The sequence below is a fragment of the Nocardioides sp. NPDC047086 genome, from assembly GCF_040643685.1.
Lineage (GTDB): Bacteria > Actinomycetota > Actinomycetes > Propionibacteriales > Nocardioidaceae > Nocardioides.
Genome location: NZ_JBEYUV010000030.1, coordinates 26,163 through 39,244, shown reverse-complemented (window position 1 = coordinate 39,244; position 13,082 = coordinate 26,163). Strand labels below are relative to the sequence as shown.

The following is a 13,082-nucleotide window of genomic DNA, read 5'->3' as shown; positions in this document are numbered from 1 at the left end:
TCAGTGGTTCGAGCAGCAGGGGATCTGGTGGCGGACCTCGAACGGCACCAGACCGGCGGCAGCGCGCTGCACCAGGAGTACGCAGCGCCCCTCGCGCCACACCGGCCGCGCGAAACCGGTGAGATGGAGGGTGTCGGTCGGGTCGAGCGAGATCCCCGCCAGTCCCTCGACGACGTCGACGACGCTGTCCGCCTCGACCGCGGCGACCGTGGTCACGGTCTCGATCCTGGTGCGTCCCGGGTAGCGGGCCAGCCGCCCGGAGTTGCGGGCGACGGCCTCGTCGATCGCGGGGGAGTCGGGGGTGACGTACGCCTGGGGGAGCCGGTCGGACAGGAGCGCGGTCAGCTCCTCGACGGCCGGCCCGCCGGGCCAGTCCAGGACGGCGACGAAGCGGGCGGTCGGCTCGCGCACGACATGGGTGCTGATGACGTACGCATCCTCGGGCCGCTCCGCGCCGAGCACCTCGTCCAGACGGTGGACGAGGTGCTCGGCGGCGGCGAGGTCCCGGGCGTCGGCGTCGACAGCCAGGGGTCGGGTGGTCATCGAGTCGGGACGACCCAGACCGGGTTGGTGTAGAACCACAGGTCGACCCACGGGTCGGCGTCGCCGACGACGTCGATGGCGGGACCGGCCGGGTCGATGCCCGCGCCGAGGTAGCCGGGCTGGGACCGGTGGGCGTCGGTGCCGCGGACACGCACGTAGAACGCCTCCTCGACCCGGCCGAGGTCGTAGCGCAGCTGAAAGGTGCCGGTGCGGCCCGAGGTGTCGGTCTGCTCGATCACCTTCGTGTCGGGCGCCTTCCAGGCGTCGCGGTCGGAGACGTACGTCGGGTCGACCGCGCCCCGGATCACGTCGACCCGGTTGAGGCTCGGCACGAACTGCGACCAGTTCGGGACGTCCTGGGCGGCGATGGTGACGACCAGCGAGACCCGGCTGCCCTTCTTCGCCTTCAGGGTGCCGCCGAGGCTCTCCGAGCCACCGTCGGACGAGACGACACGGACGTCGACCGACTTCACCAGCGCGCCGTGGTCGACCCAGACCCGGCCGTTGCGCAGGCCCTTCATGACCGCGCCGTAGCTGCGCTCGGAGGCGCCGACGTGGGTGCGGCTGTAGTAGCCCGGCCAGAAGTCACCGGCGGTGGTGTTGAGGGAGCCGGCGTAGACCGGGTCGCCGTAGCGGCCGTTGGCATTGAAGGAGGCCGAGTCGGAGCCGTCGGGACGGCGCGAGGTGGTGCCCCAGTTGACGTGGGAGTCGGAGTTGGCGCTGATCGACCAGGGCTTGCCCTCGGCGAGCAGCGAGTCCCACAGACCGCCGACGGTCGAGGTGAACCAGTCGAAGCCGCCCCAGGAGCGGTAGGACTCGGCGGGGTAGCCGGGGAAGGAGTTCGGGCCGGCAGAGTTGCCGTAGTAGCCGCGGGCGCTGCCGGGGCCGTAGCCGGCAGGCAGTCCTGCGGCCTGGTGACCGGGCGCGCCCTCCCAGCCGATCGCGATCCGCGGGTCGGCGTCGCGCCAGCCGCGCACCTCGTGGGGGCTGTCGATACCGTTGCGGGCGGGGTGGTTGGCCAGGAAGAGCGCGTCCGCGACGCGGCGCTTGTCGACCTGCTTGCCGAGCCACTGGATGCCGGCGACGGCGAGCGCCTCGTTCTCCGGGGAGTTGCCGCTGGCGCCCTTGACCGAGCCGTCGTAGTCGTTCTCGAACTGCTTGAGCACCGCGACCTCGTTGGCGCCCGGGGCGACGAAGACGGTGCCGTGCTCGGCGGCCGGGATGTTCCACTCCAGGCCCTGGAAGATCAGGGTGTCCCGGAGCACCTTGCGTGCGGCCACGATGTCGGGGTTGACCAGGTCGACGCCGAGCTTCGCGTGGGTCGCGCCGCCGTGGTCGGTGATGACCAGCCAGTCCAGGCCGTACGCGGCGCCGTGCTGCGCCTGGTCGATGACCCGGTACATCGCATCCGAGCTGTGCTGGGTGTGGATGTGGTGGTCGCCGGCGAGCCAGTGCCGGATCGTGTCCCGGTTGCCGGTGCGCGCGGTCGCGGTGGTGGCGGTCTCGGCCATCGCCGGGGTCACGCCGGTCATCCCGGCCATCCCGGCGGTCACGGCGCCGGCGATGCCGGCGGCGCGCAGCAGGTTGCGCCGGGAGACCTCGGCGGGACGCAGGTCGCTGTCGGACGCGTCCGAGGAGGCGGCGAGGGTGATCTCGTCGACCTCGTGGGAGTGAGTGTGGGGGTGAGTATGGCCGTGGTCGTGGTGGTGATGCTCGTGTGACACGTTGGAACCTCCGCGTGAGATAAGGCGTCTCCGCGTGCCCGAGCAGCGGCGCTCAGAGCAAAGCGGCACCGGATGGCCGGGGTACGTCCGCGGGTTGCCCTCTCGGTGAACACTGCCGAGGCGTCACTCCCGTCGGCTGAGGCGTCACCCCCGTCGCCCGAGAAGTCAGTTACGCAGACCGAGACGTCACGCGCCTTTGCAAGTAAGGCTAGCCTTACTCGCGTGACGACCACCGACCGCCGCAACGAAGACGCCGAGACCCTCGCCGACCTCCTGGGAGGCGCGCGGGGCGCGATCGACGCGACCGTCCCGCCCGTCGCGTTCGTGGCCGGCTGGCTGGTCAGCGGGGAGCTGTGGATCGCGACCGTGGTGGCGCTCGGGCTGGCCGCGATCGTAGCGGTCTGGCAGTGGCGCAAGGGCCGCAAGCCCCGCGCGGTGCTGCTGGGTGTGGCGGGGGTCGCGGTCGCGGCGATGATCGCGCTGCGTACGGGCCGGGCGGAGGACTTCTTCGTGGTCCAGCTCGCCGCCAACGCGGCCAGCGCACTGGTCTGGGTGGTCAGCATCGCGTTCCGCTGGCCGCTGCTGGGGGTCGTCGTGGGCCTGATCCTGCGTCAGCGCGGCGCCTGGCGGCGCGACCCGGCGCTGCTGCGCGGCTACTCGCTGGCGAGCTGGGTCTGGGTCTGTCAGTACGTCATCCGGGTCGCCGTCTTCGGCCCGCTGTGGTGGTCCGGCGACGTGGTCGCCCTGGCGATCGCCCGGGTCGCGCTCAGCTGGCCGCTGGTCGCGCTGTGCCTGCTGGTGAGCTGGTTCGTGCTGCGGGGCTCGCTGCCCGAGGACCATCCCGGGCTGCGCCACCCTCAGGTCAGCCCGGCCTGAAGCAGGTCGTAGAGCCGCCGGGTGGCGCGCTGCTGGTCGCCCTCGCGGATCACTAGCGCGAGCCCCGCGCGCACCTCCGCGTCCACGATCGGCGTCGCGACCAGGTCGGTCCCGGCCGCCATCGACTCGGCCAGCACGCAGATGCCCAGCCCGCGGGCCGTCAGCCCGAGCAGCGTCTCCGGGTTGGACCCCGACAGATCGACCCTCGGCGCCACGCCCGCCCGCGCGCACGACTGCTCCAGAGCGGTCCGTACGCCCGTGCCCGGCGGGATGCACAGCACCGTCTCCTCGTGGAGGTCGGCGAGCCGAGGTCGTGCGCCGGCGAGGCGATGGCCGGCCGGGGTGATCACCGCCAGCCGCTCATCGCTGACGGAGTCCGTGGCCAGGCCGGCGATGACCGGACCTGCGTGCGAGATCAGCGCCAGGTCGAGCTCCCCGGCGAGCGTACGTCGCTGGAGGCGGTCGGAGGCGTCCTCGACGAGCTCGACGCTGACGCCGGGATGCTGCCGGTGGAAGGTGGCGACGGCGTCGAGGAAGCCGGGGATCGTGCAGCCGGCGATCATCCCTAGGTGTACCTGGCCGTGGATGAGGCTGCTCAGCTCGTCGGCGCTCTGCCGCACGCCCTCGATCGCCCGGACCGCCGCCCACGCCTGCCTGCGGTGCCCGATGCCATGGAGCAGGAGCAGCGGCTCCCCGCTGCCGGTCCGTTCGTACGCGAGCATCGCCGCTCCTTCGGGTTGCCTCTGGGGATCGTGCCGATGCCTGGGAGCCTACGTCCCACGTATCCCCGAATGTGGGTCCGGCGAGCGCATGCGCTAATGTTTCACCCGCAACGCGTGATTGGCGCAGTGGTAGCGCACTTCGTTCACACCGAAGGGGTCGCTGGTTCGAACCCAGCATCACGCACAACTGAGAACAGCCGCTGACCAGGGTTTTTACCCGGTCAGCGGCTGTTCTCGTGTGGCCTCGTCCTCAGTGTTCTCGGTGCCGCCTGACGAAGTGCCTGATGACACGTCCGCTGAAGGTCGATTCGGGATTCGGGGTCGGTCGGCCGACGCCACGCGTCGAGCCGTCAGTCCACAGACGCGTCACGCGGGACCTCCGAGCGTCGAGACCAGCGTGCTGAGAGCCTGGGTCTCGGAATGCTGATCGGGGTTCGAGGCGCGCACCGCGCTCAAGGCGGCGTCGATCTCCTGGTCGAGGTAGGTCCACGTCACGCAGTCCTTGGCCACGAGGCGCGACTCGGCGTCGTCCCAGGCGGTCTCGAGGTCGGTGATCCTCGAGGCCGCGCCGGACTGGTCGCCGGCCTGAACGAGAGCCAGGGTGTCTTGGGAGATCGAGCGGAAGCGGCTGACGTCACCGGCCGGGAAGGCAGACGCGGTCTGCTGCTGTGCCTCGGTCGGGCTGAGCGAGGATGTGCTGCCCGAGCAGGACGGAGCTTTGCCATCCTCCGCGTCGAGCGCGCTCGCGTGCGGTTGGCTGTTGGCGTAGGCCAGGATGGCGCAGGTCGCGATGGCGACCGCTCCGAGTGTGGCCAGCGAGATGCGCTCGCGCCGCGGGCTGTCCGGCGCGGGTGTCCGTTGTCCGCCGGTCACGGTGTGCTCGCCGCGTCCTTCGATCACGTCGGCGCGGGAGAGCGAGAGGTAGATGACGGTGGCCAGGATCGCGGCCAGGAAGATCAGGCTGGTCACCATGGTGCCCAGGCCGAGGCCCTTCTCGCTGGTCGGGGTCACGAACCAGTCTCCGATGTTCGCTCCGAGCGGACGGGTCAGGATGTAGGCGAGCCAGAAGCTGAGCACCGAGTTGGCGCCGTAGCGCCACAGGGCGGTGATGATCACGATCAGCGCCAACGGAAGGAGGACGGACTTGCCGGGGCCCCAGCCGGTGAGCTCGAGCGTCCAGTCGCCGGTGGCGGTCCCGAGCGCGAAGGTGACCAGCACGGTGAGCCAGTAGAAGGACTCACGGGGCGTGGTGACGATGCTGTGGATGGAGAGGGTGCGCTCGCGGGCGTACCAGATGCCGAACACCGCAGCGAGGAGCGTCGAGAACACGGTGGTGCTGAGCCACAGCGGCACGGCGTACTTGTCGGTGAGGATGTCGGTGTAGAGCGTCCCGGTGACGCTGACCACGACGACGGTGAGCCAGTAGATCGCCGGCACGTAGCGCCGTAGCCGCATCTGGATCGTCAGCACGACGGCGAAGGCCACCGTGAAGATGACCGCTGTCGGCACCAGGCCCACGCCGAGGGTCTCGTTGATGTAGTCGGCGAAGCTCTCCCCGACCGTGGTGCACAGGATCTTGATCACCCAGAACCACAAGGTGACCTCCGGCACCTTGTTGAGCATCTGGCGCGCGCTTGGTCGTGCGTCTATGGCTTGCGTCGAAGAAGACATGGACAGAGCATCGGTGGCTCCGCCTGACACGAACCTGAACAGGTCATCAAGGGGGAGAGACAGTCACGCTACGGGGAGGGTGATGACGAGCCGTGTCGCCAGCGGGCCGTCGGCCACGCGTACGTCTCCACCCATGCTGCGCGCGACCCGGCGCGAGAGTGCGAGCCCGAGACCGGCACCGTCACCGGTCGTGCGACCCGGTTCGAAGACCAGCTCGCGCTGACTCGCCGGTATGCCCGGCCCGTCGTCGTCGACGTACAGGTCCACGTAGCCGGGGCGCGCCGGGGCGGAGGAGATGTCGATCCTTCGGGCCAGGCGGCGAGCGTTCGCCACGATCGGCGAGATCGCTCGCACGGCGAGCGCCTGGGGCAGCAGCACGCTGACGGCCGGGTCGACAGCGATGTCGATGCTCGTGTCATCGGTCGGGCCGACAGTCTCGATGACCGCGTCCAGCAGGCCGCACGATCCGGGCAGCCCCTGGCCGGTGTGGGTGCGCGCGAGCTCCAGGAGGCCCTCGATCGTCGCGCCCATCTGCCTTGCCGCTGCCGCGATCTCCTCGAGGCTGTCTCGCGCTGAAGCGGGGCTGAGGTCGCGGCTGAGGGTCAGGTCGGCGTTGGCCCGGATGGTCGCGAGCGGCGTACGTAGCTCGTGGGCGAGCTCGGAGGTGAGCCGTTGCTCGGAGCGGATGGCGATCGCGACGCGTTCGAGGAGCCGGTCGAGGGTGCGCCCGAGGCCGGCGATCTCGTTGCTTCCCGGGCCGAGGTCGAACCGGTGGGTGAGGTCGTGCTCGCTCCAGTCGTCGGCTGCACGGGTCATCTCGGCGACCGGTGCCAGTGCGCGTCTGCTGACCCACTGGGCGAGCCCGGCGGCCAGGGCGATCATCAAGAGGCCGGCGCCGACGGATACCAGGAGCGCCTGGCGCTCGGCGCGTTCATAGGGCGAGAGTCGCTCGGTGACCACCACGACACCGGATGCGCCGTCGCCGGTGGTGAAGGGCTCGGCCAGCACCCGGCTCTCGCCGGATCCGGCGTGATCGACGGTGCGACGATGGCGGACCGTGGCGAGGTCGGCGTAGATGGTGCGCTCGGAGCGAGGGATGCTGCCGGCCGCCAGCCGCCCGTCAGCGCCGTAGACGGCGACGCCCGCGTCGAGCAGGTCGTCCGGTACGAGGAGACCGCCGTCGGGCGCCGTCGAGATCGAGCTGATGACCGTCTCGGTGCGGTCCTCGAGCACCGTGTCGAGACTGTGCTCGGTCGATCGGGCGAGCACCAGTTGCACCAGAATGGTCAGAGCGACGACACCGATGGCGGTGACGGCGGCGGTCAGGGCGACGAGCTGGCGGCGAAAGGACCCTCGTGGGTCGAAGATCGGCATCGGATCGCTCCCTCAGCGACGATCGTCGGGCTCGATGGGATGCAGGCGAAAGCCGATGCCCCGGAGGGTCTGGATCTCCACCGGGGCGTCGACCTCGGTCAGCTTGCCTCGCAACCGCCGCATGAGGGAGTCGACGGTGTTGTCGCTGACCATCGCACCGTCCGGCCAGGCGGCGGCGATGACCGCGTGTCGCCTGATCGCCTCCCCGGATCGGGCCGCGATCGCGGCGAGCATCCGGAACTCCGTCGGCGAGAGCAGCACCTCGCCGGCATCGGTACGCAACGAGTGCGTGGCGGGGTCGAGGATCAGGCCCGTGTGGTTCGTGCCGTTGGTGAGCTGCCGACCGCGTCGTCCCAGAACCGCGACTCGCGCGAGCAGCTCCTTGATGTCGAAGGGCTTGGCGACGTAGTCGTCGCCACCCGAGCTGAACCCGGACAACCTCTCATGGACCGCGCCGAGGGCGGTCAGGAACAGGACGGGAGCCTCTTGGCCCGCGGTCTTCAGCGCCTGGCACACGTCTCGGCCGTCGGCGTCGGGGAGCCCGATGTCCATGACGACGACGTCGAGCCCGGCGTCGCTCGCGAAGAGCTTGAGCGCCTCGCCGCCGGTGTGCGCCATGACGACGTCGTGACCCGCCAGATCGAGTGCCTGACGCAGGACTCGACGCAGCGAGGGGTCGTCTTCGCAGATACCGACGGTGAGTCTCACTCGACCGATGGTGCCAGGCACGGGATCAAGGTGCGACGGCACAGGCGCAGGTGAGGGCCTGTGCCGAGGCTTCATGGTTGCTTCATGTGGCGCTGCCTACGGTTCGTCGGACGCGGGCCCAACCGTCTGCGGAACGGAGGACGAACGGTGCTGGGACATACGTCGGTGAGAGCGTTGCTGCTCGCCCCTGCCCCGAGGGCCGTGTGATGACCGGGCTGCCTTGCGGGTCGAGACGACCGACGAGACCGCCGCTGCCGATGTGGTCGATGCCGGGCATCGCGGGCAGCGAGACCCGACGGCCTTGACAGCTCCTTCGTCCAAGGCCTCTTAGCGTCTCGATTGGACGTCCTCGGTCGCGCTGGCCCGCTACTGCCGCCTCAGCCCCGACACCCGATCGCACGCGCCCGGTTCACAGAAGCTCGTCGGGCGATGCGAGGCCGTGGGTGATGGCCCAGCTGACCGCCTGGCTGCGGGTGGTGACCCTGATCTTTCGGTAGACCTGCCGGATGTGGGTCTTGAGCGTGTTCACGCTCACCGAGAGCTTCTCGGCGATGTCCTGGTTGGACAGCCCTTGGGCGATCAGCTTGAGAACCTCGATCTCGCGGGTGGTGAGCCCGGCTCCCGTGCCCTGCCGGTCGCTCTGGGGCTCCCTGGTCGGCTCGCCGGCAGCGGTGAGCTCGATGCTGCGTACGAGGTCGTCGGCGTGCGCGCCCATCGAGATCCAGGCTGTGGCGCCCAGTGAGTAGGCCAGGGCATGTAGGTCGGGGCGCAGGTCTCGGCTGAGGATCAGCACCTTCGCGTCCGTCTCGTGCAGCAGGTGGGTGAGCTCTTGCCCGTCGGCAAGGTAGAGGTTGAACGTGTCGTACAGGATCACGTCGACGCCGTCCGCGTGGCCATGGGTGGATGGAAGTGTCGCCACGACCACACGGTCGGGATAGTCGTCGAGCATCGTGATCATTCCGCGCATGACGACTTCCTGCGGGCTGACCACCGCGACGCGTACCACCCCTGACCCCACCACAACCTCGACCTTCTCAGAACGGTGCGGGGATTGGTAGAGCCCTTGGTCGGAGCCCGCCCAGCGCCGGGTACGGCGTCTACGTCTGCCTTCGTCAGGCAGCTTCCCCGCGTGACGTGAGGTGATCGGCGGGCAGCGCGGAGCCGGGCATCGAGGTCGGCTCGCAGTCGCATCCGCCATCGCAGGTCAGGTAGATGTGTGCCGGGTGGCCGCACCGCGGGCACGGCAGGTCGTGCGACAGATGAAGAGTGTTGATCTGGGTGACGTCCCACATGGGCCGTTCCTCCTCTCTGGTCTCTCAGGTACCCAAACCCGCCGCAGGTCACCCGCGGCCGGTTCATCCGCAGCGGGTGAATCATCGGTGCGGACATGGTCCTACGGTCGGAGGGCTGGCGTCGGTCCAGCTGGATACCCGGGTCGTCCGGTGTGCCGTGGGCGAGTCGGGGGGAACCTGGAGGTACCTGTGACCACATCGGACGTCGGCGCCCCGCAGCCTGGGTTGAGAGTCGGACCGACGAGCGAGTTCAGCCTGTTCTTCCGGGTCAAACCCGGTGCGGCGCAGCCTCTGCGCGAAGCGCTGTCGGCGCTCCAGGACACGCCCGGGTACCGGCCGGGCGACTACGGGATGGCGATCCAGACCATCCACGAGGCGCGGTTCGTGCTGTTCGACGACGACACCCGGCTGGCCTTCATCACCAGCTTCGACGGTCCGTGGGACGCCTACATGGAGGACTTCTTCACCTCGGGGCCGACGCTGTCCCTCTTCGACGTGATCTTCAGCCACGTCGAGGGGTACGACGGGTTGCCGGACGTCGCGGCCGTACGCTCCTTCGTCCTGGGAGCCGAGCAGCGGGCTGCGGCGTACGCCCGCAACTACGGCGGCACGGTCAAGGAGATCCGCAAGGCGCAACGTGTCAACAGCGCCTTCCAGCAGGTCCTCGACCACCCGCAGGCCGCGGAGATCCTCGAGCACCCCGCGATGCGGCCCTTGCTCGACGAGGCCGCCGACTAGCCGCGCGGGCAGGACGAGGAGCAGCGATGTCCGACCACATCTCCGGCCCGCGCGCCCTTGCCGACCCGATCGCTGACATCACCGACTTCTACGCGTTCCCGAGCCCCGACTCCCCGGGACGCCTCGTTCTGGTGATGAACACGCTGCCGATGGCCGGACCCACCGACCTGTTCTCGGCGGGTCTGCTCTACCGCTTCCGATTGCGGCCGCTGACCGTGTCCGTCGCCGGGTCGACCGGCGCGCCGTTCGTCCCGGGCGAGGACGAAGTGGTCCTCGACTGCGTCTTCGACCGGCCGGAGCTCGCGGCGAACCTGGATACCGGTGGAGCGAAGCAGCACGGCAGCTGCCTGACGCCGAGCGGCGAAGAGGTCACCTTCCGCGTCAACGACGAGGCCGGCGGCGCCGGCGGCGGTCTACGCGTCTTCGCCGGGGTGCGCTGGGACCCGTTCATCATGGACGCCCGCGCCGCGCTGGCCACGATCGCGACCCGGAAGCTCGCCTTCACCGAAGAGGGCTCGATCTTTCTGGACGGCAAGAACGTGCTGAGCATCGTGGTCGAGATCGACTCCGGCCTCCTGCCTGGCAGGGGACTCCTCGGCGTGGTGGCCGAGACGCTGACCCGCGGCGAGCTCAACGTACGCATCGAACGGGTCGGCCGGCCCGAGGTGAAGAACATGATGCTGGCCCCGAAGGACTTCGACCGGGTCAACCGGGATCTGGAGATCCGTGACCTCTACAACATGGAGGACGCGTTCCACCTCGGCGAGTCCTACTGCGGGGCCTACCGGGCGCGCCTGGATGCCAACCTGGCGTTCTGGGACGGCCTCGACAGCAGGCAGGACTGGCCGGTCGGGGAGGACGGGCGCCACCCGCTCACCGACCTCGTCCTCGCCGACTACCTGGTCGTCGACCCCACCCTGCCGTACGCCGAGCAGGGGTCCTTCCTCGAGATCGAGCTGGCCGCCCGGCGTGGTGAGCCGCATCGGACGTGCGGGGGCCGGGCCCTGAACGACGACGTGATGGACGCGCTCTTCACCCAGCTCGTCAATGCCGGTCAAGGGCCCACGATCCGTGACGGCGTCGACTCCGCCACTCGCCCGGCCACCACCACGTTCCCCTATCTGGCCGCGGCGAACCCGGACCCGCCCGAACCCCCGGAGCATCACTGACATGGACGAGGTGACCCTCGAGCTGGACGACATCCAGTCCGGTGCGCTGTTCGAGCGCCCCTCGCCGTACGTGGGCGTCTACCTGCTGCTCAGCATCCGCGATCGCCACGACGGCCGCGAGCTGGTCCGGCGGCTGCACCGGCTCCTCACCGACGAGGGCGAGGCCAGCGAGATGGGGGAGACCTCGCTGACGGTTGCGTTCACCTATCGAGGGCTGGAGGCGCTCGGCGTGCCGCAGGCGTCCCTCGACAGTTTCGCCCCCGAGTTCCGGCAGGGCATGGCGGCTCGGGCCGAGATCCTGGGTGACGTCGGTGAGAGTGCTCCCGAGCACTGGGAGAAACCCCTCGGCAGCACCGACGTGCATGTCGCCGTCTCGGTGCTCGCCCCGGACGAGGACCGGCTCGACAGGGTTGCCGAGAAGGCCCGCCGAGCCCATGCCGAGCTGCCCGGGATCGAGCTCGTCTGGCGCCAGGACTGCTACCAGCTCGCGACGGGACGGACCTCGTTCGGCTTCAAGGACGGCATCGGTCAACCAGCTGTCGAAGGAAGCGGCCGGCCGGCCACGGACTCGCACGAGCCCCCGCTCAAGGCGGGAGAGATCGTCCTCGGCTACCCCGACGAGACCGGCGAGCTCGCGCCGATGCCGTCGCCCGAGGTGCTGGGCCGCAACGGTACCTACGTCGTGTTCCGCAAGCTGCACACCAAGGTGGCGGCGTACCGGTCCTATCTGCGTGCGCGGGCGGCGTCGCGGGCGGAGGAGGAGCTTCTCGGCGCGAAGATGGTCGGCCGCTGGCCCAGCGGCGCCCCGCTCGCACTCGCGCCTGAACGCGACGACCCCGAGCTCGGGAGCGACCCGACCCGCAACAACGACTTCGCCTACGGCGACGACCCGCGCGGCTTCAAGTGCCCGGCCGGTGCCCATGCGCGCCGCGCCAACCCTCGCGACGCCCTGGACCAGGAAGGCAGCGTCGACGTACGCCTCCACCGCATGATCCGGCGCGGCACCAGCTACGGCCCGGCACTGCCCGAGGGCGTGCTCGAGGACGACGGAGCCGAGCGCGGCATCATCTTCGTGTTCGCCGGGGCACACCTGAAGCGGCAGTTCGAGTTCGTGAAGACCCAGTGGCTCAACGACGGGATCTTCATCGGCGCCCCGCTCGAGTCGGACCCGCTCGTCGGCCCCCGCGAGGAGGCCGGAAGGTTCACGATCCCGCAACAACCGATCCGGCGCCGGCTCCAGGACCTGCCGCCGTTCGTGGTCACCCGCGGTGGCGAGTACTGCTTCGCCCCGAGCCTGAGCGCGCTGCGCTGGCTCGCGGACCTGGAACCCGACGACTCCACCACGCAGGCCACTACGCAGGGAGGCAGCAGATGAGCACCTCGAGCACCGATCGCTGGGCAGCACTCGATTTCGCCCCGCCTGACCCCGACATCGAGGAGACCGAACCGCCGGTCCTCCTCGACTACCTCTCCGACGGCAGGGTCGCCCGGGTCACGCTCAACCGTCCCCATGCCGACAACGCGATCTCGACCGAGATGGGCACCTTGCTGACCGAGGTCGTCGAGGAGGTCGCGGTGCGGACCGGCGTCCGGGTCGTCATCCTGACGGGCGCCGGGGAGCGCGCGTTCTCGGTCGGCAGCGACCTGCGACAGCGCAAGGCGATGACCAAGGAGGACTGGCTGCGCCAGCGGCAGGCCTTCGACCGCACGCTGTACACGGTGCGCCAGCTGCGCAAGCCGATCTTCGCCGCCGTCAACGGGATCGCGTACGGCGGCGGCTGTGAGCTGGCTCAGAGCACCGACTTCATCATCGCCTCGACGACCGCGACGTTCGGCCAGCCCGAGGCGATGCTCGGCCTGGCGGCCGGCGGCGGCTCGCCGGCGCTGCTGCCTCGGCTGCTGCCGCGGGGCAAGGCGCTGCAGATGCTGCTGACCGGCGACCCGGTCCCGGCGGCGGAGGCCTACCGGCTGGGCATGGTCAACGAGCTGCACGAACCCGGCGACCTCGCCTCGGCGGCGCAGCGGATCGCCCACAAGATCGCCGGCAACTCGCCGACCGCGGTCCAGGCGGTGAAGCGGGCCGTGCACCTGGGGGAGGGGCAGCCGATTGAGGAGGCCATCGCGATCATGATGGACGCCCACTGGCGCTCCGCGGTCCACCCCGACCGCGTCGAGGGCATCGGCGCCTTCAACGACGGCCGCGAGCCCACCTTCGTCGACTCCGACTTCTGACCCGACACGTCACCGCCCCAAGGAGGCTGAACC

The 13,082-nt window shown here is 70.1% G+C and carries 13 protein-coding genes and 1 tRNA gene; 6 read left to right on the top strand and 8 right to left on the bottom strand.

The annotated features are described in order from the left end of the window. Both ABZ796_RS20240 and ABZ796_RS20235 read right to left on the bottom strand, forming a co-directional pair. The gene (locus tag ABZ796_RS20240) at nucleotides 1–543 is read right to left on the bottom strand and encodes a hypothetical protein (RefSeq protein ID WP_357339284.1); all 543 of its coding nucleotides are present in this window, start codon (nucleotides 541–543) and stop codon (nucleotides 1–3) included. Further along, nucleotides 540–2,267 (bottom strand): histidinol-phosphatase, encoded by a 1,728-nt coding sequence (locus ABZ796_RS20235; protein ID WP_357339282.1) that lies wholly within the window; start codon nucleotides 2,265–2,267, stop codon nucleotides 540–542. The genes ABZ796_RS20240 and ABZ796_RS20235 overlap by 4 nt, the downstream gene beginning before the upstream one ends. A gap of 222 nt (nucleotides 2,268–2,489) precedes the next feature. On the opposite strand from ABZ796_RS20235, the gene ABZ796_RS20230 reads away from it, so the two are divergent. Continuing rightward, nucleotides 2,490–3,143: a DUF3159 domain-containing protein gene (locus ABZ796_RS20230; RefSeq protein ID WP_357339280.1), complete on the top strand. Its 654-nt coding sequence runs from the start codon at nucleotides 2,490–2,492 to the stop codon at nucleotides 3,141–3,143. Here ABZ796_RS20230 and ABZ796_RS20225 read toward each other — a convergent pair. Continuing rightward, a complete protein-coding gene (locus tag ABZ796_RS20225) occupies nucleotides 3,125–3,865 on the bottom strand; it encodes a LysR substrate-binding domain-containing protein (RefSeq protein WP_357339278.1) in 741 nt (246 codons plus the stop codon). The genes ABZ796_RS20230 and ABZ796_RS20225 overlap by 19 nt on opposite strands. Nucleotides 3,866–3,977: 112 nt before the next feature. On the opposite strand from ABZ796_RS20225, the gene ABZ796_RS20220 reads away from it, so the two are divergent. After that, nucleotides 3,978–4,049: transfer RNA gene (locus ABZ796_RS20220), tRNA-Val, on the top strand. Nucleotides 4,050–4,231: 182 nt separating this feature from the next. Here the strand turns inward: ABZ796_RS20220 and ABZ796_RS20215 are convergent. From ABZ796_RS20215 to ABZ796_RS20195, 5 genes are all read right to left on the bottom strand, one after another. Then, nucleotides 4,232–5,488 carry a hypothetical protein gene (locus tag ABZ796_RS20215; protein ID WP_357339276.1) on the bottom strand — a complete coding sequence of 419 codons (1,257 nt, stop codon included), beginning with the start codon at nucleotides 5,486–5,488 and terminating at the stop codon, nucleotides 4,232–4,234. Between the two features lie 111 nt (nucleotides 5,489–5,599). Beyond that, a complete protein-coding gene (locus ABZ796_RS20210; RefSeq protein WP_357339274.1) occupies nucleotides 5,600–6,910 on the bottom strand; it encodes a HAMP domain-containing sensor histidine kinase in 1,311 nt (436 codons plus the stop codon). 12 nt (nucleotides 6,911–6,922) lie between these two features. Then, nucleotides 6,923–7,618, bottom strand: a complete 696-nt coding sequence (locus tag ABZ796_RS20205; RefSeq protein WP_357339272.1) for a response regulator transcription factor — start codon at nucleotides 7,616–7,618, stop codon at nucleotides 6,923–6,925. Between the two features lie 409 nt (nucleotides 7,619–8,027). Then, a complete protein-coding gene (locus tag ABZ796_RS20200) occupies nucleotides 8,028–8,585 on the bottom strand; it encodes a response regulator transcription factor (protein ID WP_357339270.1) in 558 nt (185 codons plus the stop codon). A gap of 145 nt (nucleotides 8,586–8,730) precedes the next feature. After that, the gene (locus ABZ796_RS20195; RefSeq protein WP_357339268.1) at nucleotides 8,731–8,910 is read right to left on the bottom strand and encodes a hypothetical protein; all 180 of its coding nucleotides are present in this window, start codon (nucleotides 8,908–8,910) and stop codon (nucleotides 8,731–8,733) included. A 189-nt stretch (nucleotides 8,911–9,099) separates the two neighbouring features. Here ABZ796_RS20195 and ABZ796_RS20190 point away from each other — a divergent pair, with 189 nt between their 5' ends. The 4 genes from ABZ796_RS20190 to ABZ796_RS20175 are packed head-to-tail and all read left to right on the top strand — an operon-like array spanning nucleotide 9,100 to nucleotide 13,049. Beyond that, nucleotides 9,100–9,648 carry a hypothetical protein gene (locus ABZ796_RS20190; RefSeq protein ID WP_357339266.1) on the top strand — a complete coding sequence of 183 codons (549 nt, stop codon included), beginning with the start codon at nucleotides 9,100–9,102 and terminating at the stop codon, nucleotides 9,646–9,648. A 26-nt stretch (nucleotides 9,649–9,674) separates the two neighbouring features. Further along, complete coding sequence (locus ABZ796_RS20185; protein WP_357339264.1) at nucleotides 9,675–10,817, top strand: DUF4331 family protein; 1,143 nt, start codon at nucleotides 9,675–9,677, stop codon at nucleotides 10,815–10,817. A gap of 1 nt (nucleotide 10,818) precedes the next feature. Then, complete coding sequence (locus tag ABZ796_RS20180; RefSeq protein WP_357339262.1) at nucleotides 10,819–12,192, top strand: Dyp-type peroxidase; 1,374 nt, start codon at nucleotides 10,819–10,821, stop codon at nucleotides 12,190–12,192. Further along, the gene (locus ABZ796_RS20175) at nucleotides 12,189–13,049 is read left to right on the top strand and encodes an enoyl-CoA hydratase-related protein (protein WP_357339260.1); all 861 of its coding nucleotides are present in this window, start codon (nucleotides 12,189–12,191) and stop codon (nucleotides 13,047–13,049) included. The genes ABZ796_RS20180 and ABZ796_RS20175 overlap by 4 nt, the downstream gene beginning before the upstream one ends. The last annotated feature ends 33 nt before the right edge of the window (nucleotides 13,050–13,082 follow it).

Bases quoted from the DNA above. Each gene is read 5' to 3' on its own strand.
- ABZ796_RS20225 (WP_357339278.1), bottom strand. From the start codon at position 3,865: ATGCTCGCGTACGAACGGACCGGCAGCGGGGAGCCGCTGCTCCTGCTC.
- ABZ796_RS20175 (WP_357339260.1), top strand. From the start codon at position 12,189: ATGAGCACCTCGAGCACCGATCGCTGGGCAGCACTCGATTTCGCCCCG.
- ABZ796_RS20185 (WP_357339264.1), top strand. From the start codon at position 9,675: ATGTCCGACCACATCTCCGGCCCGCGCGCCCTTGCCGACCCGATCGCT.
- ABZ796_RS20180 (WP_357339262.1), top strand. From the start codon at position 10,819: ATGGACGAGGTGACCCTCGAGCTGGACGACATCCAGTCCGGTGCGCTG.
- ABZ796_RS20200 (WP_357339270.1), bottom strand. From the start codon at position 8,585: ATGCGCGGAATGATCACGATGCTCGACGACTATCCCGACCGTGTGGTC.
- ABZ796_RS20240 (WP_357339284.1), bottom strand. From the start codon at position 543: ATGACCACCCGACCCCTGGCTGTCGACGCCGACGCCCGGGACCTCGCC.
- ABZ796_RS20215 (WP_357339276.1), bottom strand. From the start codon at position 5,488: ATGCTCAACAAGGTGCCGGAGGTCACCTTGTGGTTCTGGGTGATCAAG.
- ABZ796_RS20195 (WP_357339268.1), bottom strand. From the start codon at position 8,910: ATGTGGGACGTCACCCAGATCAACACTCTTCATCTGTCGCACGACCTG.
- ABZ796_RS20210 (WP_357339274.1), bottom strand. From the start codon at position 6,910: ATGCCGATCTTCGACCCACGAGGGTCCTTTCGCCGCCAGCTCGTCGCC.